This is a genomic window from Streptomyces sp. LARHCF249 (assembly GCF_052871255.1).
On the sequence record NZ_JBIXJQ010000011.1, the window covers coordinates 224,249 to 244,021 of the forward strand.

Genomic DNA, 19,773 nt, shown 5'->3' on the forward strand with positions numbered 1-19,773 from the left:
CCACTCGACGACCACGAGGAACCATGACCACCTCCGCAATCACGAACATCGGCAGCCTCGTCACCAACGACCCCGCCCTCGGCGACGGAGGCCCCCTCGGCCTGGTCCAGAACGCGGCCGTCGTCATCGAGGACGGCAAGATCGCCTGGGTCGGCCCCGCCGGCAAGGCCCCGGCCGCGGACGAGGCGTACGACGCCGCAGGCCGCGCCGTCATCCCCGGCTTCGTCGACTCCCACTCCCACCTCGTCTTCGCGGGCGACCGCACCGCCGAGTTCAACGCCCGGATGTCCGGCCGCAGCTACTCCGCCGGAGGCATCCGCACCACCGTCGCCGCCACCCGCGCCGCCACCGACGCGGAGCTCGAGGCCAACCTGGTGCGCCACCTCGACGAGGCCCGCCGCCAGGGCACCACCACCTTCGAGACCAAGTCCGGCTACGGACTGACCACCGCCGACGAGGCCCGCGCCCTGCGCATCGCCGCCGCGCACACCGAGGAGGTCACCTACCTCGGCGCGCACATCGTGTCCCCCGACTACGCCGAGGACCCGGCCGGCTACGTCGACCTCGTCACCGGCGAGATGCTGGCCGCGTGCGCCCCGTACGCCCGCTGGGTGGACGTCTTCTGCGAGAAGGGCGCCTTCGACGGGGAGCAGGCCCGCGCCGTCCTCACCGCCGGCGCCGCCGCCGGACTGATCCCGCGCGTCCACGCCAACCAGCTCTCCTACGGCCCCGGGGTCCAGCTCGCCGTCGAGCTCGAGGCCGCCTCCGCCGACCACTGCACCCACCTCACCGACGCCGACGTGGACGCCCTCGCCCAGGCGGCCGCGACCACCGTCGCCACCCTCCTCCCCGGCGCCGAGTTCTCCACCCGCGCCCAGTGGCCCGACGCCCGCCGCCTGATCGACGCCGGCGCCACCGTCGCCCTGTCCACCGACTGCAACCCCGGCTCCTCCTACACCAGTTCCATGCCGTTCTGCATCGCGCTCGCGGTCCGCGACATGGGGATGACCCCCGACGAGGCCCTCTGGTCGGCCACCGCGGGCGGCGCCCGCGCCCTGCGCCGCGGCGACATCGGCTCCATCACCCCCGGCGCCCGCGCCGATCTGGCCCTGCTCGACGCGCCCAGCCACGTCCACCTCGCCTACCGCCCGGGTGTCCCGCTCGTTTCCGGCGTGTGGCAGCGGGGTGTCCGCGTGCACTGACGAACGGTCAATTCCGGCCTTCCCTTTGTCTTCCCTCCGCAGGGCCCCGGGCGTACCTTGAGCCACCAATCTGATGTGTCGTCAGTAACTTGTGGTCCCGAGGTCCGAGGGGAAGACGAAGGTGTCCAACCGGAAACGCTCCACCGTGCTCGCGCTGGCCTCCGCGCTGGCCGGATCGGCGGTACTGCTGGCCGCCCCCGCAGCCCAGGCCGCGGTCGTCGACGTCGCCTACGACTGCAAGACCCCGATCGGGGACAAGTCGGCGGTATCGCCCATCGACATCAAGGCCGTCAAGGAAGGCGACGGCTACAAGCTGACGATGTCCTTCCAGAAGGGCGTCTCGTCCAGCCCCATCGAGCTCGGCAAGGGCGCGATGAACCCCAGCGCGGTCATCGTGGTCGGCGGAGCCGAGAAGGCCACCGTCCCGGTCTCCGGCCCGCCCAACCCCGAGGCCGCGCCCGCCAACACCCCCATCAAGATCACCGACCTCTCGGGCACCTACAAGCCCAAGAAGAGCGGCAAGGTCACCTTCACCGCCGGGGTGCTCACCATCAAGGCCATGGGCACCACGACCACCTGCACCCCCGGCAACAGCCCGGGCCCGTCCCTGGAACTGGACGTCACCGCCCCCGGCGGCGCCGCCCCGGCCGGCGACGAGGACGGCGACGGCACCCTCCCGCAGACCGGACCCACCGACTCCGCCCTCGCCCTGGGCACCCTCGGCGGCACCGTGCTGCTCTCCGGGGCGGCCGGCGTGCTCTGGCTGAACCGGCGCGGCCGGCGGGCCCGGTCCTGAACGGAGCGCCCCGGCCATGCCCGTGCTCCCCATCCTCCGACGGCTCGGCGTGCCGCTCCTCGCGGCCACCGCGCTGTACACGGCCGCCGCGAGCCCCGCGGCGGCCGAAGGGCCCGGCTGGACCGCCGAGCCCGTCGCCGGACCCGCCGCCGAGGCCCGGCCCGGCGGCGGCCGCCCGTACTTCTACCTCTCCGGCACCCCCGGCACCGTCCTCGAGGACCGCCTCGCCCTGTCCAACACCACCGACCGGGAGCGCACGGTCACCCTGCGCGGGGCCGACGCCTACAACACCGCGGGCGGCGCCTTCGCGGTCCGCCCGGCGAAAGGGTCCAGCGGCGCCGGATCCTGGATCAGCTTCGGCGCCGGAGCCACCGTGAAGGTCCCGCCCCGCACCCGCGCGGTGGTCCCCTTCACGCTCACCGTGCCGCCCGCCTCCCCGCCCGGCGACCACCCCGCCGCCGTGGTCGCCACCGAGGGCGGCCACGAGGTCGGCGTACGGGTCCACCTGCGGGTCAGCGGCCCCGCCCTGGCCGCCCTCACGGTCGAGGACGTCGCCGTACGGGGCAGGGGCTCGGCCGCGGTCGTCGCCTACACCCTGGTCAACCGCGGCAACGTGGCCCTCGCCCCCGACCTGGCACTCGAGGCCGGGGGCCTGTTCGGCGAGGTGCCGGGACGCACCGGCCGCGCCCTGCCCGTGGAACTGCTCCCCGGCCAGCGGGTGGAGCTGACCGAACCCTGGCCCGCAGCCCCGGTCCTGGACCGGGTGCGCGTCACCCTCACCGTCACCGCCCCCGGCGGCGCCCGCGCGGTGGCCGCCGGATCGCGCTGGCTCGTGCCGTGGGACCTCGTCGGCTGGACGGGGGCGGGCCTCCTCGCCCTCGGCGGGACCACCGCGGCCGCGCTGTGCCTCGTACGCGCCCGGCGGCCCCGCCCGGACCCGCCGGACGGGGCACCGCCCGCGGCCGGACCTGCCCCTGCACCGGAACACGAACTGACGGGAGCCTCCCGGTGAGAAGACTCGGAGCCCTGCTCGCCGCCGGGCTGGCGGTGTGCGCGCTCGCCCTGGTCCCGGCGCCCCCGGCCGCCGCCGAGGAGGGCAAACCCGGCGTGTCGCTCTCGCTCCAGGAGGCCGCCAAGGGCACCGAGATCACCGTCACCGGCACCGGCTGGCGGGCCAAGACCCTGGTGATGCTGCTGGTCTGCGGGCAGAACATGATCGGCGGCACCAACAGCTGCGCCAACGCCGACGGCGTGGCCGTGTCCGTCGCCGACGACGGGCACTTCGCCGCGCAGCTGCCCGTGGTGGCGCCGCCCAAGCCCTGCCCCTGCGTCGTCAACGTCACCTCGGTGAACGGGGACCAGTCCACCGTGGCCGCCGCGCTGAAGATCACCGACCACCCGGTGGCCGAACTGCCCGCCGAATCCGGCACGGCCCGTCTCGCGATGCTCACCGGGGTCCGGCTGGAGGGCGACGACGGGGTGCTGACCTGGTTCGGCGCCCCGCCCAGCCGCACGTTCAAGGTCACCGTCGGCAACCTCGGCTCCGCCCCCGTCAAGGACCCGGTCTTCCAGCTCGGCACCGCGCACGGGGTGTTCGCGCCGCTGTGGGAGGAGGTCCGCTGGAAGGGCACCATCGCACCCGGCGGCAAGGCGGAGATCGCCCTGAACGTGGCCCTGACCGCGGGCGCGTACGGCGACTACACCGTCTCCCTCAAGTACGGCGAGACCGTCGTGGCCACCCAGCCCTGGGGCGTGGACCGGCCGTACGGGGTCCTGCTCTTCTGGGGCCTGCTCCTGCTGGTCATCCCGGCCGCGGTCTTCCGTATCGGCATGGCCGTCGTCGACAGGGTCCGGCCGCGCACCGCGCCCCCCGGCCGCCACCGGGGCGCCCGCATCCCCGAGGCGGCGGCCGCCGTGACGGCCCGCCTGCCCGGGCTTACCGCCGTACGAGGATCCGCGCGCGCGGCCTCCCCGCCCCCGGCTGCTTCCCCGCCGCCCCACGAGACCCCCACGGCGGTCCTGCCGTGGTTCACCCCGGACAGCGCGCCGGAGACAGCACCACAGACGTCCGCACCGTCTGAGAACCGTTCGACGACGAAAGGACATTCGTGAAGACCCAACGGAGGGTGAGCGCGGCCGTGGTCGCGCTGCTGCTCGGCGGCGCGGGTATCGCCATCTCGGCTTCGCCCGCCCTGGCCGCCGAGGCCACGTTCAAGGTCAAGTGCGTTCCGCCGGCCGGCGGAGGCGATCCGGTGGAGGGCGAGACCACTGCCAAGATCACCGCCCCGGCCACGGCCAAGGTCGGTGACGAGGTCGACGTCGTCTGGGAGACCGTCAAGCCCGCCTCGAACAACACGGACCTGATGGACATCCCGCAGGACTCCGTCCAGCCCACCGGCTGGATCGCGGTGGGCGGCGGGATGGGCGAGCTGAAGGTCGTCGGGGAGAAGAAGAACCCGCCGATCCCCAAGAAGGCCCCCATGGTCATGTCGCCCATGAAGGGCAAGCTGAAGCTCACCAAGGCCGGCAAGATCACCCTGACCCCCGGCAAGTACGACGTCGCCGTCACGTTCTCCTTCGGCACCTTCGTCACCAAGTGCGCGCCGACCGGCGAGGTGAAGGGCGGGGCGACCATCGACGTGGCGGCCGGCTCCAGCGGCGGCACGACCAGCGGCGGCACGACGAACGGCGGTACCACCAGCGGCGGTACGACGAGCGGCGGTACGACGAACGGCGGCACGACGAACGGTGGTACCACCAGCGGCGGAGGCGGCGGCCAGACCGACTTCCCGGGCAAGGCCGTCGAGGTCGCCTTCGACTGCGGCCCGGTCGTCCCGGGGGGCATCAAGACCCCGGTCACGATCAACGCGAAGAAGAACGGCGGCAGCTACGACCTGACCGTCAAGACGGCGAAGGGCGCGATGGCCGCGCCCATGGCGCTGCCCGCGGGGGCCCTCAAGCCCTCGATGAACGTCAAACTCGGCGGCGCGGACAGCGGCATGGTCAAGGTCTCCGGCCCGGCCAACGCGGAGCCGATCCCGGACAAGGCCCCGGTCAGCCTCAACGACATGACCGGCACCTACAAGCCGGGCAAGACCGGCAAGGTGACGCTGAGCCCGGACCAGCTGACCATCGACGTCACGATGGCCCCCGGTTCCACGCCGATCAACGTGCCCTGCAAGGCGACCAGCAGCGGCGTCTCCCTGGAACTGGACACCACCGCCCAGGCGGGCGGCTCCGGCTCGCCCTCCACCACGGGCAGCACCACCAGCGGTCCGGGCGGCCTCGCCGACACCGGCGCCGAGGACGAGGGCGGCATCCAGGCCCTGGCCCTGGTCGCCGGCACGGTGATCCTGCTCGGCGGCGCAGTCTTCACGTTCACACCGTGGCGCCGTCTGCGCGGCACGCGCTGACCGCGGGAGAACGCCGGCACAACGCGGGCGGCCCGGCACACCTTCCGGTGTGCCGGGCCGTCGCGCTGCGAAGGGGGTGCGTCAGTGGACGTCGCCCATCATCGTCTGGACCTTCTTGCGGTACATGTGGATCGCGAAGCCGGCGAGCGCCGCCAGCGCGGCCTGCGCGGCGATGATCGTCGTGCCGTTCAGGTCCACACCGGCGATGGAGAGCAGGCTGGTCGTGCAGTCACCGGCGGTGACCGCGAGGAACCAGACACCCATCATCTGGCTCGCGTACTTCTGCGGCGCCATCTTGGTGGTGACGGACAGACCCACCGGGGACAGGCACAGCTCGGCGATCGTCTGGATCATGTAGATCGAGACGAGCCACATCGGGCTGACCTTGCCGCCGTCGCCCGCCATGCCCATCGGCACGACGAAGACGAAGAACGAGCCGCCGACCAGGACCAGGGCCATCGCGAACTTCACGATGGTCGTCGGCTCCTGGTTCTTGCGCGCCAGCCAGATCCACAGCCAGGCGAAGACCGGGGCCAGGGACATCACGAAGAGCGGGTTCAGCGACTGGAACCACGTCGACGGGAAGTCGAACCCGAAGAGCGTGTTCGCGGACTTGGTCTCGGCGAACGCGGCCAGCGTGGAACCACCCTGGTCGTAGATCATCCAGAAGACGGCGGCGGCCACGAAGAACCAGATGTAGCCGGTCATCTTCGACTGCTCGGGAGCCGAGAGGTCCTTGTCGCGCTTGATGCGGACCAGGACGCCGATCGGGATCAGCAGACCGGCGATGGTCAGCGGGATCATGGCCCAGTTCAGCGTGAACAGACCGGCGAAGGCGACGACCGCGTAGAACAGGGCGATGATGCCGACGCTCGCCGCGACCTTGACGATGATCGCGTTGCGCTCCTGGGCGGAGAGCGGGTTCGGGACCAGGTTGCTGGTCGGGCTCAGGTGCTTGGTGCCCAGGAGGAACTGCACCAGACCCAGCGCCATACCGACACCGGCCATGGCGAAGCCGAGGTGCCAGTTGACGGTCTGGCCGACCGTGCCGATGGCGAGCGGGGCGACGAAGGCGCCGAGGTTGATGCCCACGTAGAAGAGGGTGAAGCCACTGTCACGGCGCGGGTCCTGCGGACCGTCGTAGAGGTGGCCGACCATCGTGGAGATGTTGGCCTTCAGCAGACCGGAACCGACCGCGACCAGCGCGAGACCGGCGAAGAACATCGCCTGGCCGGGGAGGGCGAGCGCGAAGTGGCCGGCCATGATCACGCCGCCCGCGACGGTGACCGTCTTGCGGGCACCCCAGACGCGGTCGCCGAACCAGCCGCCGGGCAGGGCCATGAGGTACACCATGGCGACGTACACGGAGTAGATCGCCGTCGCGACGGCGGTCCGCATGGCGAGGCCGCCCGCCTGGCTGCCCTCCGCCGCGTCGGGGCCGCCCGACAGGATGTACACGACGAGAAGTGCGCGCATGCCGTAGTAGGAGAAGCGCTCCCACATCTCGGTCATGAACAGCGTGGCCAGGCCACGGGGGTGGCCGAAGAAGGTCTTCTCGGTGGACGGATCCGCCGAGTCCCTCGTCAGGCTGGAAGCCATGGTCGATCCTTGCTTGCTCGGGACGCGTGGCCTCGTGAGCCCATCAGCGCCCGGTGGGGGGTGGCCGGCACCGGCAGCGGGGTCCCACCCCACGCCCAGGGGTTTCGCTCCCGTGGGGCCGGGGGCGAAGAGACATCCGTAACCGGGATCCACGCCCGGCCGCGCATCCTCGCGCGACGGGCCCGGCCCACAGGTCATTCACTGTCATCAAGCCCGGCCAGGTCAGTCCGTCAAGACTGCCCGGTCCGGTCAGGACAGAAATAGAGACCTTCGGCGCGCTTTTCGGCACAAAGGTCCCCGAGGTAGTGCATCAGGCGTCTCGACACCATACGACACGACAGGGCCGGATAAGGAAGGACTTGAGATATGGATCACAGGCGATGCGGGAACCGTTCGACCATATTCGAAGGCGGCGCGTCGCTCATAAGCCCAGATAGACAGGGGTGTTCCCGCGGCCGCCTCGAGCCGGTCGCCGCGGACTACCATCACCCACATGACGCGTGTACTGCTCGCCGAGGACGACGCATCCATCTCGGAACCCCTGGCCCGCGCCCTGCGCCGGGAGGGGTACGAGGTCGAGGTCCGGGAAGACGGCCCCACGGCCCTGGACGCCGGACTGCAGGGCGGCGTCGACCTCGTCGTCCTGGACCTGGGCCTGCCGGGCATGGACGGCCTGGAAGTGGCCCGCCGGCTGCGCGCCGAAGGCCACGGCTTCCCCATCCTGGTCCTGACCGCCCGCGCGGACGAGGTCGACACGGTCGTGGGCCTCGACGCCGGCGCCGACGACTACGTGACCAAGCCCTTCCGCCTCGCCGAGCTGCTGGCCCGGGTCCGGGCCCTGCTCCGGCGCGGCGCCGCCGAGGCCAGCCAGCCCCCCGCCACCCACGGCGTGCGCATCGACGTCGAATCGCACCGCGCCTGGATGGGCGAGGAGGAGCTCCAGCTCACGGCCAAGGAGTTCGACCTGCTGCGCGTCCTGGTCCGCGACGCCGGCCGGGTCGTCACCCGCGACCAGCTCATGCGCGAGGTCTGGGACACCACCTGGTGGTCCTCCACCAAGACCCTCGACATGCACATCTCCTGGCTGCGCAAGAAGCTGGGCGACGACGCCGCCAACCCCCGCTACATCGCCACCGTCCGCGGCGTCGGCTTCCGCTTCGAGAAGAGCTGAGCAGCTCCCACGCCATGCGCCGCCGTCTGATCAACTCCACGCTCGCCGTCGTACTCGTCGTGATCGCCGTCTTCGGCGTCTCCCTGGTGATCGTGGAGACCCGGACCATCACCAGCAGCGCCCAGGAACGCATCGAGTACGAGGCGCAGCGCCTGGCCGGCATCGTCGAGGCGAACGTCATGGAGCGCAAGCAGGTCGACGCCCAGGCCCTCGCCGACCAGCTGGACGTGGGGCACCACGCCACCATCACCATCCCCGGGCAGCCCTCCGTGGAGGTCGGCCACCGGATCGACGAGGACGTCATCCGCGGCACCGCACACGGTGAGCAGGGCGAGCTCGTCGTCGTCGAGGAAGCCCGCTCCACCGTGACCAAGGAGGTCGTCCGGACCCTCGCGGTGGTCGGCGCCGTCGCGCTGCTGGCCGTCGTGGCGGCCGTACTGCTCGCCGTACGCCAGGCCAACCGGCTGGCCTCCCCGCTCACCGACCTCGCCGAGACCGCCGAGCGCCTCGGATCGGGCGACCCGCGGCCCCGGCACAAGAGGTACGGGGTGCCCGAGCTGGACCGGGTCGCGGACGTACTGGACTCCAGCGCCGAGCGGATCGGACGGATGCTGACCGCCGAGCGGCGCCTGGCCGCGGACGCCTCCCACCAGCTGCGCACCCCGCTCACCGCACTGTCGATGCGGCTGGAGGAGATCACGGTCACCGAGGACCTGGAGACCGTACGGGAGGAGGCGACCATCGCCCTCACCCAGGTGGAGCGGCTCACGGACGTGGTCCAGCGCCTGCTCACGAACTCGCGGGACCCGCGGACCGGCTCGGCGGTCCCCTTCGACCTCGACGAGGTCGTCAAACAGCAGGTGGAGGAGTGGCGGCCCGCCTACCGCAGCGCCGGCCGCGCCATCGTGCGCTCCGGCAAACAGGGCGTACGGGCCGTCGGCACCCCGGGCGCGGTCGCCCAGGTCCTGGCCACCCTGGTGGAGAACGCGCTGATGCACGGCGGCGGCACGGTCGCCCTGCGCACGCGGGTGATCGGGAACCAGGCGGTGCTGGAGGTCACGGACGAGGGACCGGGAGTCCCGCCGGACCTCGGCAACCGGATCTTCGAGCGGGCCATCAGCGGCCGCAACTCCACCGGCATCGGCCTGGCCGTCGCCCGGGACCTCGCGGAGGCGGACGGCGGGCGCCTCGAGCTGCTCCAGGCGCAGCCGCCGGTCTTCGCGCTGTTCCTGAGCCGGACGGCCCCGGATCGCAAGGAACCGGAGAAGACCGTCCGCTAGCGTCCCTGCCGTCCCTAACGTGCGGGCTCGGGTTCGGGCGCGGGGTCGGGCAGCGGTTCGGGCTTGCGGTCCGGCTTCGGCAGCGGGGCCGGCTCGGGTATCGGCTCCGCCTCGGCGGCCGGCGGCAGGGCCTTGAAGACCCAGGTCCGGTACGACCAGAAGCGGAAGACCGTCGCGACGCCGATGCCGATGAACTTGAACACGTTGGTGGCGACCGGTCCGTCCCAGCCGAAGCCGTACGTGGCCGTGTACAGCACGCCGTTCTCGATCACCAGGCCGATCGCGCTGAAGCCCGCGAACAGGGTCAGCTCGCGGGTCCGGCCGCTCTTGGCGCGGTCCCGGTAGGCGAAGTAGCGGAAGCCGAGGTAGTTCGTGGCGATGGCGACCACGGTGGCTATCACGCTCGCGCGCACCACCTGGAGGTCGGTCGTGTTGCGGATCAGGTTGAAGACGCCCAGGTTGACCAGCACACCCAGACCGCCGACCGCCCCGAACTTGGCGACCTCCCGAACGAGACCGCGTACGCGTTCGAGAACAGATCCGTTCCCCGGCGTGCTCATCTGAATGGTCAGTCCCTGTCGGTCACCGCCCCAGAGGGGCGTCCGCTGTTCTCCGTCAACCCCCTCATGTTAAGTGTCGCCCCTCCGGTCCGTCTGTGCCTTCGGACTGCGTGCGACACACGGCACACCGGCGGGTCCGCGCCGAGGGCTGCGTCCATGCGGGTCCTGATGGCCGAATACCGCCGGATACCCTGGAGGAGTGACGTTCCCGGTAGTCGGCATGGTCGGCGGCGGACAGCTCGCCCGCATGACCCACGAGGCGGGCATCCCCCTCGGCATCAGATTCAAGATCCTCAGTGACAGCCCACAGGACTCGGCGGCCCAGGTCGTGAGCGACGTCGTCATCGGCGACTATCGCGATCTGGAGACGCTGCGCGCCTTCGCGCGCGGCTGCGACGTGATCACCTTCGATCACGAGCACGTGCCCACCGAGCACCTCAGGGCCCTGGAAGCGGACGGCGTCCCCGTCCGCCCGGGGCCCGACGCGTTGGTGCACGCCCAGGACAAGGGGGTGATGCGCGCCAAGCTCGACGAGATCGGCGCGCCGAGCCCCCGCCACCGGATCGTGAGCGATCCGGCGGACGTGGCGGCCTTCGCGGACGAGGTGGGCGGCTTCCCCGTCATCCTCAAGACGGTGCGCGGCGGGTACGACGGCAAGGGCGTGTGGTTCGTCCGCACCCCGGAGGACGCGGAGGCCCCCTTCAAGGCGGGCGTCCCGGTCCTCGCGGAGGAGAAGGTCGAGTACGTCCGCGAGCTCGCGGCCAACATCGTCCGCTCCCCGCACGGCCAGGCCGTGGCCTACCCCGTCGTGGAGTCCGTCCAGGTGGACGGGGTCTGCGACACGGTGATCGCCCCCGCCCCGAACCTCTCGGAGGAGCTGGCGGGCGAGGCCCAGGCCCTGGCCCTGCGCATCGCCAAGGAGCTCGGCGTGACCGGCCATCTGGCCGTGGAGCTGTTCGAGACCACCGACGGCCGCATCCTCGTCAACGAACTGGCCATGCGCCCGCACAACAGCGGCCACTGGACCCAGGACGGCGCCGTCACCTCCCAGTTCGCCAACCACGTACGGGCGGTCCTGGACCTTCCGCTGGGCGACCCGCGCCCCCGCGCCAAGTGGACGGTGATGGCGAACGTGCTGGGCGGGGACTACCCCGACATGTACGCGGCCTACCTGCACTGCATGGCCCACGATCCCCAGCTGAAGATCCACATGTACGGCAAGGACGTGAAACACGGTCGCAAGGTCGGCCACGTCAACACCTACGGCGACGACCTGGGCGATGTGCTGGAGCGCGCACGCCACGCTGCCGACTACCTCAGAGGAACGGTCACCGAATGAGCACCTCCGCCGCAGCCCCCGTCATCGGCATCGTCATGGGCTCCGACTCGGACTGGCCGGTCATGGAGGCCGCCGCCCAGGCCCTGGACGAGTTCGAGATCCCCTACGAGGTCGACGTCGTCTCCGCGCACCGGATGCCGCGCGAGATGGTCGCGTACGGGGAGCAGGCCGCCGGCCGCGGTCTCAAGGCGATCATCGCCGGTGCCGGCGGGGCCGCCCACCTGCCCGGCATGCTCGCCTCGGTCACCCCGCTGCCGGTCATCGGCGTGCCGGTCCCGCTGAAGTACCTCGACGGCATGGACTCGCTGCTGTCGATCGTCCAGATGCCCGCCGGGGTTCCCGTCGCCGCCGTCTCGGTCGCCGGGGCGCGCAACGCCGGGCTGCTGGCCGTACGGATGCTGGCCGCGCACGACGCCGAGCTGCTGGGCCGGATGCGCGAGTTCCAGCAGGAGCTGAACGACCAGGCCACCGAGAAGGGCAAGCGGCTGCGGGCGAAGGTCGCGGGCGCGGAGTCCTTCGGATTCGGCAAGTGAGCGCCGCGCAGCGCCTGGACGAGGCGCGCGAGCTGCTGGCCGGGCACCCCGTCGTGGACGGCCACAACGACCTGCCCTGGGCGCTGCGCAAGCAGGTCCGTTACGACCTGGACCAGCGGGACATCGCCGGCGACCAGTCGGCGTACCTGCACACCGACATTCCGCGGCTGCGGGCCGGCGGGGTCGGCGCGCAGTTCTGGTCCGTGTACGTGAGCACCGAGCTGACCGGCGACGAGGCGGTCAGCGCCACGCTGGAACAGGTGGACGCGGTCGGCCAGCTGATCCGCCGTTACCCCGCCGACCTGGCGCGGGCCCTGACGGCGGACGACATGGAGGCCGCCCGCGCCGAGGGACGCATCGCCTCCCTCATGGGCGCCGAGGGCGGCCACTCCATCAACAACTCGCTCGCCACCCTGCGCGCCCTGCACCAGCTGGGCGTGCGGTACATGACGCTCACGCACAACGACACCATCGACTGGGCGGACTCGGCGACCGACGAGCCCCGGCACGGCGGCCTGACGGACTTCGGCCGCGAGGTCGTCCGCGAGATGAACCGCGTCGGCATGCTGGTGGACCTCTCGCACGTGGCCGCGACGACGATGCGCGACGCGCTGGACGCCACGGCCGCGCCGGTGGTCTTCTCGCACTCCTCGGCGCGCGCGGTGTGCGACCACCCGCGCAACGTCCCCGACGACGTGCTGGAACGGCTCCCGGCCAACGGCGGCGTGGCGATGGCCACCTTCGTCCCGAAGTTCATCCTCCCGGCGGCCGTCGAGTGGACGCTGGCCGCGGACGAGAACCTGCGGGCCCACGGCCTCCACCACCTGGACACCACACCCCGGGCGATGGCCCTGCACCGGGCGTTCGAGGCGGAGCGCCCGCGCCCGGTGGCCACGGCCGCCACCGTCGCCGACCACCTCGACCACATGCGCGAGGTGGCCGGGATCGACCACATCGGCATCGGCGGGGACTACGACGGCACGGCCTTCACCCCGTCCGGGCTGGACGACGTGGCGGGCTACCCGAACCTGATCGCGGAGCTGCTCACGCGCGGCTGGTCGAAGGCCGACCTGGCCAAGCTGACCTGGTCCAACGCGGTACGGGTGCTGCGCGACGCGGAGGCGGTGGCACGGGACCTGTCGGCGACCCGGGGCCCGTCCAACGCGGTGATCGGGTAGCGGGCAGCCCCACCCGCGCGGGTGGGGCAATCGGGTGTGACCTGCGGATTACACCCGAATGCCACACCTGCCGGGCGACCCGGGCGTCCCGCGTGTCACGGTGGCACCATCTCTCCCTGCTGCCGCCGAGACCGGAGCGAACGCCATGGCCGACCTGCAGGATGAACCTCAGTCCGTGGGCATCGGGGCGGAAGACCTTCCCGCCCCCGCAGCGGTGACCGGCGCCCTCGAACGGGCCGCCGCGCTGCTGTCCGTGCATCCCGTCGTGGACGGGTGCAACACGCTGGTGTGGACCTTGCGCCAGACCCCGTACCACGACATCGACACCCCGGACTTCGGTGTCGACACCGACATCCCGAGGCTGCGCGCCGGGGGAGTGGGGGCCCAGTTCTGGTCGCTGCTCACCCCGAGCGAGGCCCCGGCCGACGACCAGGTGGTCTCCGACACCCTGGAACAGATCGACGTGGCGCTGGCCCTCGTGCACCGCTACCCCGACAGCCTGTGCCTCGCGCTGACCGCCGACGACATGGCGGACGCCCGCAACCGCGGCCGCATCGCCTGCATCCTCGGGCCGGTGTCCGGCCGTACGCTGACCGACTCGCTCAGTGCGCTGCACGCGTTCCACGCCCTGGGCGTACGGATCTTCGCGCCCGCCGGAGCGCCCTGGGCCCGGGAGGACCTGACGGCCTTCGGCCACGAGGTGGTCCAGGAGGCGAACAGGCTGGGCATCGTGCTGGACCTGGCCGGGTGCCCGCCGGCGGCGGCCCGCCGCATCGCGGCGGCCTCGAAGGCCCCGGTGCTCATCTCGAACACGGCGGCCGCGGCCCTGAACCCGTATCGGGGGAACGTGACCGACGAGGTCCTGCTGGCCCTGCGGGAGGCGAACGGCCTGGCGATGGTCACCTTCGACACCGCCCGGACCGGGGACTCCCTGCACGCGGTGGCGGACCACCTCGACCACGTACGGGCCGTCGCGGGTCCGCACTGCGTCGGCCTGGGCGCCGGCTTCGGCGCCGAACCGGGCGCTCCCCGCCCCACGGGCCTCACCGACCCCTCGGGCTACCCGCGCCTGATCGCGGAACTCCTCGACCGCGGCTGGCCGGAATCCGATCTGGCCCTACTGACCTGGGGCAACGCCCAACGAGTCCTCCGCGACGCGGAATTCACCTCCCGCGCCGCCCATCACCGCCGCCCCGCCCCCACTCCTTTTTGACGGGAGGGCCAGGGCCTGCCTTTCGGATCAGGCCCTCAGGCGCGGGGGCGGCCCATCGCCCGGTAGGTCCAGCCCGCCGCACGCCACAGGTCGGGATCGAGCGCGTTGCGCCCGTCCAGGATCAGCCGGTCGGTGACGACGCGGCCCAGCTCCGCCGGGTCGAGCTCGCGGAACTCGCGCCACTCGGTCAGGTGGAGGACGACCTCCGCCCCCCGGGCCGCCTCCACCGCGGAGTCCGCGTACCCCAGCGTCGGGAAGACGCGCCGCGCGTTGTCCATGCCCTTGGGGTCGTAGACGGTGACCTGCCCGCCCTGGAGGTGGATCTGCCCGGCCACGTTCAGCGCGGGCGAGTCCCGTACGTCGTCCGAGTCCGGCTTGAACGTGGCACCCAGCACCGCGACCCGCTTGCCGAGGAACGACCCGCCGACGGCCTCCCGCGCCAGCTCCACCATGTGCCCGCGCCGCCGCATGTTGATCGAGTCGACCTCCCGCAGGAAGGTCAGCGCCTGGTCGGCCCCCAGCTCGCCGGCCCGCGCCATGAAGGCCCGGATGTCCTTCGGCAGGCAGCCGCCGCCGAAGCCGATCCCGGCGCGCAGGAACTTCGCGCCGATCCGGTCGTCGTAGCCGATGGCCTCCGCCAGCTTGACCACGTCACCGCCGGCGGCCTCGCACACCTCGGCCATCGCGTTGATGAAGGAGATCTTCGTCGCGAGGAAGGAATTCGCGGCGGTCTTCACCAGCTCCGCCGTCGGGAAGTCGGTGACCACCAGCGGCGAGCCCTCCGCCATCGGCGCCTCGTACACCTCCCGCAGCACCTTCTCGGCCCGCTCGCCCTGGACTCCGATCACGATCCGGTCGGGGTGCAGGGTGTCCTGCACCGCGAAGCCCTCCCGCAGGAACTCCGGGTTCCACGCCAGCTCCACGTCCGCACCCGCCGGCGCGAGCTCCGCGAGCTTCGCGGCGAGCCGCTGCGCCGAGCCCACCGGCACGGTGGACTTGCCGACCACCAGCACCGGCCGCTTCAGGTGCGGGGCCAGCGAGGCCATCGCTGAGTCGACGTACGACATGTCACACGCGTACTCGCCGCGCTTCTGCGGAGTGTTCACGCACACGAAGTGCACGTCGCCGAACTCCCCGACCTCCTCCCAGGAGGTCGTGAACCGCAGCCGCCCCGACGAGCCCGGCAGCCCGGCCACGTGCGCCGACAGCAGCTCCTCAAGCCCGGGCTCGTACATCGGCACCCGGCCCGACGCCAGCATCTCGATCTTCTCGGGCACCACGTCCAGCCCCAGCACCTCGAACCCCAGCTCGGCCATCGCCGCGGCGTGCGTGGCGCCGAGGTAACCGGTGCCGATCACAGTGATCCTGAGGGGGGCCATGGGTGCTCCGTACAGTTGCTGGGGTGCGGCGGGCCGTTTGCGGCCACTGAGCATAGTCGGGCCGGTCGCGGGGGACGTTCTCCAGTAGGTGACGCCTCTGTCACGCAACTCACGTGGCCGTCCATACCGCCACCCGCGCCCCGGCCACTAGGCTTGCGTTACTTAACGGTAGTTAGCATTACGCATCACCCTGGGGAGTGAGAGATCTTGGCGGGTTCTGCCGACTTCGACCTGTACCGCCCGGCCGAGGAGCACGACATGCTCCGCGAGTCGGTCCGCTCGCTCGCCGAGGCGAAGATCCTGCCGTTCGCCGCCGCGGTCGACGAGGAGTCCCGCTTCCCGCAGGAGGCCCTCGACGCGCTGGTCGCCAGCGACCTGCACGCCGTCCACGTGCCCGAGACCTACGGCGGCGCGGGCGCCGACGCCCTCGCCACCGTGATCGTGATCGAGGAGGTGGCCCGCGTCTGCGCGTCCTCCTCCCTCATCCCCGCGGTCAACAAGCTCGGCTCGCTCCCGGTGATCCTCTCCGGCTCCGAGGAGCTCAAGGCCAAGTACCTCGGCCCGCTCGCCAAGGGCGACGCGATGTTCTCGTACGCGCTCTCCGAGCCGGACGCGGGCTCCGACGCCGCCGGCATGAAGACCCGCGCGGTCCGTGACGGCGACTTCTGGGTCCTCAACGGCGTCAAGCGCTGGATCACCAACGCGGGCGTCTCCGAGTACTACACGGTGATGGCCGTCACCGACCCGGAGAAGCGCTCCAAGGGCATCAGCGCGTTCGTCGTCGAGAAGTCGGACGAGGGCGTCTCCTTCGGTGCGCCCGAGAAGAAGCTCGGCATCAAGGGCTCCCCGACGCGCGAGGTCTACCTCGACAACGTCCGCATCCCGGCCGACCGCATGATCGGCGCCGAGGGCACCGGATTCGCCACCGCGATGAAGACCCTGGACCACACCCGCATCACGATCGCCGCCCAGGCGCTCGGCATCGCGCAGGGCGCCCTGGACTACGCCAAGGGCTACGTCCAGGAGCGCAAGCAGTTCGGCAAGCCGATCGGCGACTTCCAGGGCGTGCAGTTCATGCTCGCGGACATGGCCATGAAGATCGAGGCCGCCCGCCAGCTGACGTACTCGGCGGCCGCCAAGTCCGAGCGGGTTGCCGCCGGAGGTGACAAGGAGGACCTCACGTTCTTCGGCGCCGCGGCCAAGTGCTTCGCCTCCGACGTGGCCATGGAGGTCACCACGGACGCCGTCCAGCTCCTCGGCGGCTACGGCTACACGCGCGACTACCCGGTGGAGCGCATGATGCGCGACGCCAAGATCACGCAGATCTACGAGGGCACCAACCAGGTCCAGCGCATCGTCATGGCCCGCAACCTGCCGTAACGCGCCCGGCCCGCACGAACGCGTCGCGAACGACCCCCGGAGGCCCGCCGGGGGTCGTTCGTGCGTCCGCAGGAGCCAGGACCGACACTTCGGCCAGGTCATTTGGGGACAGGCCGGGCACTACGGCCGTACGGGTGCACGTACCGGCGGCTTCCGTCGCCTCGGGCCCTTCGGGGCCACTCGGATGGGCTAAATTTGGGCCTTCGTACGCAGGAATCGGTTGGGGAGAACGCACATGACGGAAGCGATCCTGCTGGTCGGCGGACAGGGGACGCGGCTGCGTCCCGTGACGGTGAACACGCCGAAGCCGATGGTCCCGACCGCAGGCGTGCCCTTCCTCGCCCACCAGATCGCCCGCGCCGCGGCCGCCGGCGTCACGCACATCGTGATGGCCACCTGCTACCTCGCCGAGGTCTTCGAGCCCTACTTCGGCGACGGATCCGAGTTCGGCGTCCACCTGGAGTACGTCGTCGAGGACGAGCCGCTGGGCACCGGCGGCGCCATCCGCAACGCCGCGCGGCTGCTCACCGGTGGTCCGGACTCCGCCGTCCTCGTCTTCAACGGGGACATCCTCACCGGCCTGGACATCGCCGGACTCGTCGAATCGCACAAAACGGCCGACGCCGACGTCTCCCTGCACCTGGTCCGGGTCGAGGACCCGCGCGCCTTCGGCCTGGTCCCCACCGACTCCGAGGGGCGGGTGCTGGCCTTCACCGAGAAGCCGCAGACGCCCGAGGAGATCATCACCGACCAGATCAACGCCGGCTGCTACGTCTTCCGCCGCAGCGTGATCGACTCCATCCCGGCGGGCCGCCCGGTCTCCGTCGAGCGCGAGACCTTCCCCGGCCTGCTGGCGTCCGGCGCCACGCTGCACGGGGTCACCGAGAACACGTACTGGATGGACCTGGGCAAGCCCGAGGCCATCGTCCAGGCCTCCGCCGACCTGGTCCGCGGCGTGGTCTCCTCCCCGGCCGTGCCCGGCCGGCGCGGCGAGTCCCTCGTCCTGCCCGGCGCCCACGTGGCGGCCGGCGCCAAGCTGTCGGGCGGCACCGTCGTGGGCGCCGGCGCCCGGATCGAGGCGGGAGCGGTCGTCCAGGGCTCCATCGTGCTGGAGGGGGCCGTCATCGGCGCCGACGCCCAGGTGACCGCCGGGCTGATCGGCGCACGCGCCACGGTGGGCGAACGGACCGTGCTGGAGGGCGCCGTCATCGGCGACGACGCCGTCGTGGGAGCCGACAACGAGCTCCGCTCGGGCGCCCGGGTGTGGTGCGGGGCAGAGCTGCCCGCCGCCGCCATCCGCTTCTCCCCGGACGCCTGACCCGGGAGGCGGCCGGGCCGCCTCCCCCATCGGATGAGTCGGCCCGGCCTTCCGTCAGTTGCCGCGGACGGTGACCTTCTCGTCGTTCTGGATCTGCTTCACCAGCTGCTGCACCTTCGCCTTGTCCCAGACGAGGTTGCCGCCGCGCTGGCCGGAGATCGGCATGTTCATCGAGACGCCGTCACCCCCGTTGACGCCCTTCATCGCGAAGAACATCTGGCCCATGTCGTACAGGCCCATGTCCTTGTCCACGATCAGCGTGTCCAGGCCCGCGCCCAGCAGCGGGTAGAGCTCGAACGGGTTGAGGACCGTGGACGGGGTCGCCGCCTGGTTGGCCAGCGCCGCCAGGAACTTCTGCTGGTTCTTCGTCCGCTGCAGGTCCGACTCCGCGAAGGCGTACCGGGTCCGTACGAAGGCCAGCGACTGCTCGCCGTTCAGGGTCTGCTTGCCCGCCTGGAAGTCGGCGCCGGACTTCTCGTCCTTGAAGCCCTCCTCGATGTCCAGCTCCACCCCGCCCAGCGCGTCCACGATGTTCGCGAAACCGGCGAAGCCGATCTCCGCGTAGTGGTCGATCCGCAGGCCGGTGTTGTGCTCCACCGTCCGCACCAGCAGCTCGGGGCCGTCCTCCGCGTACGCCGCGTTGAGCTTCACCCGGCGCCCCTGCGCGGGGAACTTCTTGCCCGACTGGGAGCCGACGAAGGACGGGATCTCCACGTCCGAGTCGCGCGGCAGCGAGATCATCGTGTTCCCGCTGGAGCACTTCGCCAGGATCATCATCGAGTCGGTCCGCTTGCCCTCGGCCGAGCCCGTGTGGAGCTTCTTCTTCTCCTCGTCGGACATGCCCTCGCGGCTGTCGGAGCCCACGATCAGGTACGTCGTGCAGTCGCCCTCCTTCGGGCGCTCGATGACCTTGGACAGGTCGACCTCCCGGCGCACCTTGGAGTCCGCCCAGAAGTACGTGGAGACCGTGGTCACCACCAGCGCGGAGACCAGCACGATCGAGCCGATCTTGATCCGCCGGCGCCAGTCCGGGGCGGGGCCGGGCGCCCGGCCGGGCCGGCCCGGGCCCGAGGGCGGCCGCGCGGGCCCGCCGGGGCCCGCGGGCGCCCCGTAGACCTGGCCGGTGTTGTAGCCGCTGTCGTAGCCGCCGTACGTGTCGTGGCTCTGGGCCTGCTGCGGGGGCACCGCGGGGCCGGGCGGCGGTCCGGGCCGCCGGGCGGGCGGCGGTACCGCCGGGCGCGGGGGCTGCTGCCGCGGCTGCCGCTGGACGTGCCGCATCCGCTGCGCGCCCTCGGGCTGCGCTCCCGCGCTGCCGCGCCCGTACCCGTCCTCACGACCTTCAGGCCAGTCATTCATGCGCCCAAGGATGCCTGCCCCGGCGTGTCGTCCGACAGCCCGGGGTGCCTTCCGTA

General features: G+C 71.8%; 17 protein-coding genes. 13 read left to right on the forward strand and 4 right to left on the reverse strand.

Annotated elements, in window-relative coordinates:
- Positions 1 to 23 precede the first annotated feature (23 nt).
- From hutI to ACIPUC_RS29145, 5 genes are all read left to right on the forward strand, one after another.
- The gene (gene hutI, locus ACIPUC_RS29125; protein WP_446593313.1) at positions 24 to 1,202 is read left to right on the forward strand and encodes an imidazolonepropionase; all 1,179 of its coding nucleotides are present in this window, start codon (positions 24 to 26) and stop codon (positions 1,200 to 1,202) included.
- 121 nt (positions 1,203 to 1,323) lie between these two features.
- On the forward strand, positions 1,324 to 1,998 hold the full coding sequence (locus ACIPUC_RS29130) for an LPXTG cell wall anchor domain-containing protein (protein ID WP_446593314.1): 675 nt from the start codon (positions 1,324 to 1,326) through the stop codon (positions 1,996 to 1,998).
- 16 nt (positions 1,999 to 2,014) lie between these two features.
- Entirely contained in the window at positions 2,015 to 3,010 is a 996-nt protein-coding gene (locus ACIPUC_RS29135) for a hypothetical protein (RefSeq protein ID WP_446593316.1), read from the forward strand.
- Positions 3,007 to 4,110 (forward strand): hypothetical protein, encoded by a 1,104-nt coding sequence (locus tag ACIPUC_RS29140; RefSeq protein WP_446593317.1) that lies wholly within the window; start codon positions 3,007 to 3,009, stop codon positions 4,108 to 4,110. The genes ACIPUC_RS29135 and ACIPUC_RS29140 overlap by 4 nt, the downstream gene beginning before the upstream one ends.
- On the forward strand, positions 4,107 to 5,411 hold the full coding sequence (locus ACIPUC_RS29145) for a hypothetical protein (RefSeq protein WP_446593319.1): 1,305 nt from the start codon (positions 4,107 to 4,109) through the stop codon (positions 5,409 to 5,411). Before ACIPUC_RS29140 ends, ACIPUC_RS29145 begins: the two co-directional genes overlap by 4 nt.
- 81 nt (positions 5,412 to 5,492) lie before the next feature.
- Here ACIPUC_RS29145 and ACIPUC_RS29150 read toward each other — a convergent pair whose 3' ends face one another.
- On the reverse strand, positions 5,493 to 7,010 hold the full coding sequence (locus ACIPUC_RS29150) for a peptide MFS transporter (RefSeq protein ID WP_446593321.1): 1,518 nt from the start codon (positions 7,008 to 7,010) through the stop codon (positions 5,493 to 5,495).
- A 493-nt stretch (positions 7,011 to 7,503) separates the two neighbouring features.
- Here ACIPUC_RS29150 and ACIPUC_RS29155 point away from each other — a divergent pair, with 493 nt between their 5' ends.
- A complete protein-coding gene (locus tag ACIPUC_RS29155; protein WP_446593322.1) occupies positions 7,504 to 8,181 on the forward strand; it encodes a response regulator transcription factor in 678 nt (225 codons plus the stop codon).
- Between the two features lie 14 nt (positions 8,182 to 8,195).
- Positions 8,196 to 9,461 (forward strand): ATP-binding protein, encoded by a 1,266-nt coding sequence (locus tag ACIPUC_RS29160; protein ID WP_446593323.1) that lies wholly within the window; start codon positions 8,196 to 8,198, stop codon positions 9,459 to 9,461.
- Positions 9,462 to 9,475: 14 nt separating this feature from the next.
- Here the strand turns inward: ACIPUC_RS29160 and ACIPUC_RS29165 are convergent, their stop codons facing one another.
- Positions 9,476 to 10,021, reverse strand: a complete 546-nt coding sequence (locus ACIPUC_RS29165) for a GtrA family protein (protein WP_446593324.1) — start codon at positions 10,019 to 10,021, stop codon at positions 9,476 to 9,478.
- A gap of 199 nt (positions 10,022 to 10,220) precedes the next feature.
- On the opposite strand from ACIPUC_RS29165, the gene ACIPUC_RS29170 reads away from it, so the two are divergent.
- The 4 genes from ACIPUC_RS29170 (at position 10,221) to ACIPUC_RS29185 (ending at position 14,284) form a co-directional block, all read left to right on the forward strand.
- A complete protein-coding gene (locus ACIPUC_RS29170; protein ID WP_446593325.1) occupies positions 10,221 to 11,360 on the forward strand; it encodes a 5-(carboxyamino)imidazole ribonucleotide synthase in 1,140 nt (379 codons plus the stop codon).
- Positions 11,357 to 11,893, forward strand: a complete 537-nt coding sequence (purE, locus tag ACIPUC_RS29175) for a 5-(carboxyamino)imidazole ribonucleotide mutase (protein WP_446593326.1) — start codon at positions 11,357 to 11,359, stop codon at positions 11,891 to 11,893. Before ACIPUC_RS29170 ends, purE begins: the two co-directional genes overlap by 4 nt.
- A complete protein-coding gene (locus ACIPUC_RS29180) occupies positions 11,890 to 13,071 on the forward strand; it encodes a dipeptidase (protein ID WP_446593328.1) in 1,182 nt (393 codons plus the stop codon). Before purE ends, ACIPUC_RS29180 begins: the two co-directional genes overlap by 4 nt.
- 145 nt (positions 13,072 to 13,216) lie before the next feature.
- Positions 13,217 to 14,284 carry a membrane dipeptidase gene (locus ACIPUC_RS29185; RefSeq protein WP_446593329.1) on the forward strand — a complete coding sequence of 356 codons (1,068 nt, stop codon included), beginning with the start codon at positions 13,217 to 13,219 and terminating at the stop codon, positions 14,282 to 14,284.
- A gap of 35 nt (positions 14,285 to 14,319) precedes the next feature.
- Here ACIPUC_RS29185 and ACIPUC_RS29190 read toward each other — a convergent pair whose 3' ends face one another.
- Positions 14,320 to 15,663 (reverse strand): UDP-glucose dehydrogenase family protein, encoded by a 1,344-nt coding sequence (locus ACIPUC_RS29190; protein WP_446593330.1) that lies wholly within the window; start codon positions 15,661 to 15,663, stop codon positions 14,320 to 14,322.
- Positions 15,664 to 15,870: 207 nt separating this feature from the next.
- Here ACIPUC_RS29190 and ACIPUC_RS29195 point away from each other — a divergent pair, with 207 nt between their 5' ends.
- Together ACIPUC_RS29195 and ACIPUC_RS29200 are read left to right on the forward strand one after the other, a co-directional pair.
- Positions 15,871 to 17,043: an acyl-CoA dehydrogenase family protein gene (locus tag ACIPUC_RS29195; protein ID WP_446593331.1), complete on the forward strand. Its 1,173-nt coding sequence runs from the start codon at positions 15,871 to 15,873 to the stop codon at positions 17,041 to 17,043.
- A 235-nt stretch (positions 17,044 to 17,278) separates the two neighbouring features.
- On the forward strand, positions 17,279 to 18,361 hold the full coding sequence (locus ACIPUC_RS29200; protein ID WP_446593333.1) for a sugar phosphate nucleotidyltransferase: 1,083 nt from the start codon (positions 17,279 to 17,281) through the stop codon (positions 18,359 to 18,361).
- A gap of 54 nt (positions 18,362 to 18,415) precedes the next feature.
- On the opposite strand, the gene ACIPUC_RS29205 is transcribed toward ACIPUC_RS29200, so the two are convergent.
- A complete protein-coding gene (locus tag ACIPUC_RS29205; protein ID WP_446593334.1) occupies positions 18,416 to 19,717 on the reverse strand; it encodes an LCP family protein in 1,302 nt (433 codons plus the stop codon).
- Between the last annotated feature and the right edge of the window lie 56 nt (positions 19,718 to 19,773).

What these genes read in the sequence shown, in the direction of transcription:
- ACIPUC_RS29185 (WP_446593329.1), top strand. Translation starts at nt 13,217, where the DNA reads ATGGCCGACCTGCAGGATGAACCTCAGTCCGTGGGCATCGGGGCGGAA.
- hutI (WP_446593313.1), top strand. Translation starts at nt 24, where the DNA reads ATGACCACCTCCGCAATCACGAACATCGGCAGCCTCGTCACCAACGAC.
- ACIPUC_RS29190 (WP_446593330.1), bottom strand. Translation starts at nt 15,663, where the DNA reads ATGGCCCCCCTCAGGATCACTGTGATCGGCACCGGTTACCTCGGCGCC.
- ACIPUC_RS29205 (WP_446593334.1), bottom strand. Translation starts at nt 19,717, where the DNA reads ATGAATGACTGGCCTGAAGGTCGTGAGGACGGGTACGGGCGCGGCAGC.
- ACIPUC_RS29165 (WP_446593324.1), bottom strand. Translation starts at nt 10,021, where the DNA reads ATGAGCACGCCGGGGAACGGATCTGTTCTCGAACGCGTACGCGGTCTC.
- purE (WP_446593326.1), top strand. Translation starts at nt 11,357, where the DNA reads ATGAGCACCTCCGCCGCAGCCCCCGTCATCGGCATCGTCATGGGCTCC.
- ACIPUC_RS29150 (WP_446593321.1), bottom strand. Translation starts at nt 7,010, where the DNA reads ATGGCTTCCAGCCTGACGAGGGACTCGGCGGATCCGTCCACCGAGAAG.
- ACIPUC_RS29155 (WP_446593322.1), top strand. Translation starts at nt 7,504, where the DNA reads ATGACGCGTGTACTGCTCGCCGAGGACGACGCATCCATCTCGGAACCC.
- ACIPUC_RS29160 (WP_446593323.1), top strand. Translation starts at nt 8,196, where the DNA reads ATGCGCCGCCGTCTGATCAACTCCACGCTCGCCGTCGTACTCGTCGTG.
- ACIPUC_RS29200 (WP_446593333.1), top strand. Translation starts at nt 17,279, where the DNA reads ATGACGGAAGCGATCCTGCTGGTCGGCGGACAGGGGACGCGGCTGCGT.
- ACIPUC_RS29135 (WP_446593316.1), top strand. Translation starts at nt 2,015, where the DNA reads ATGCCCGTGCTCCCCATCCTCCGACGGCTCGGCGTGCCGCTCCTCGCG.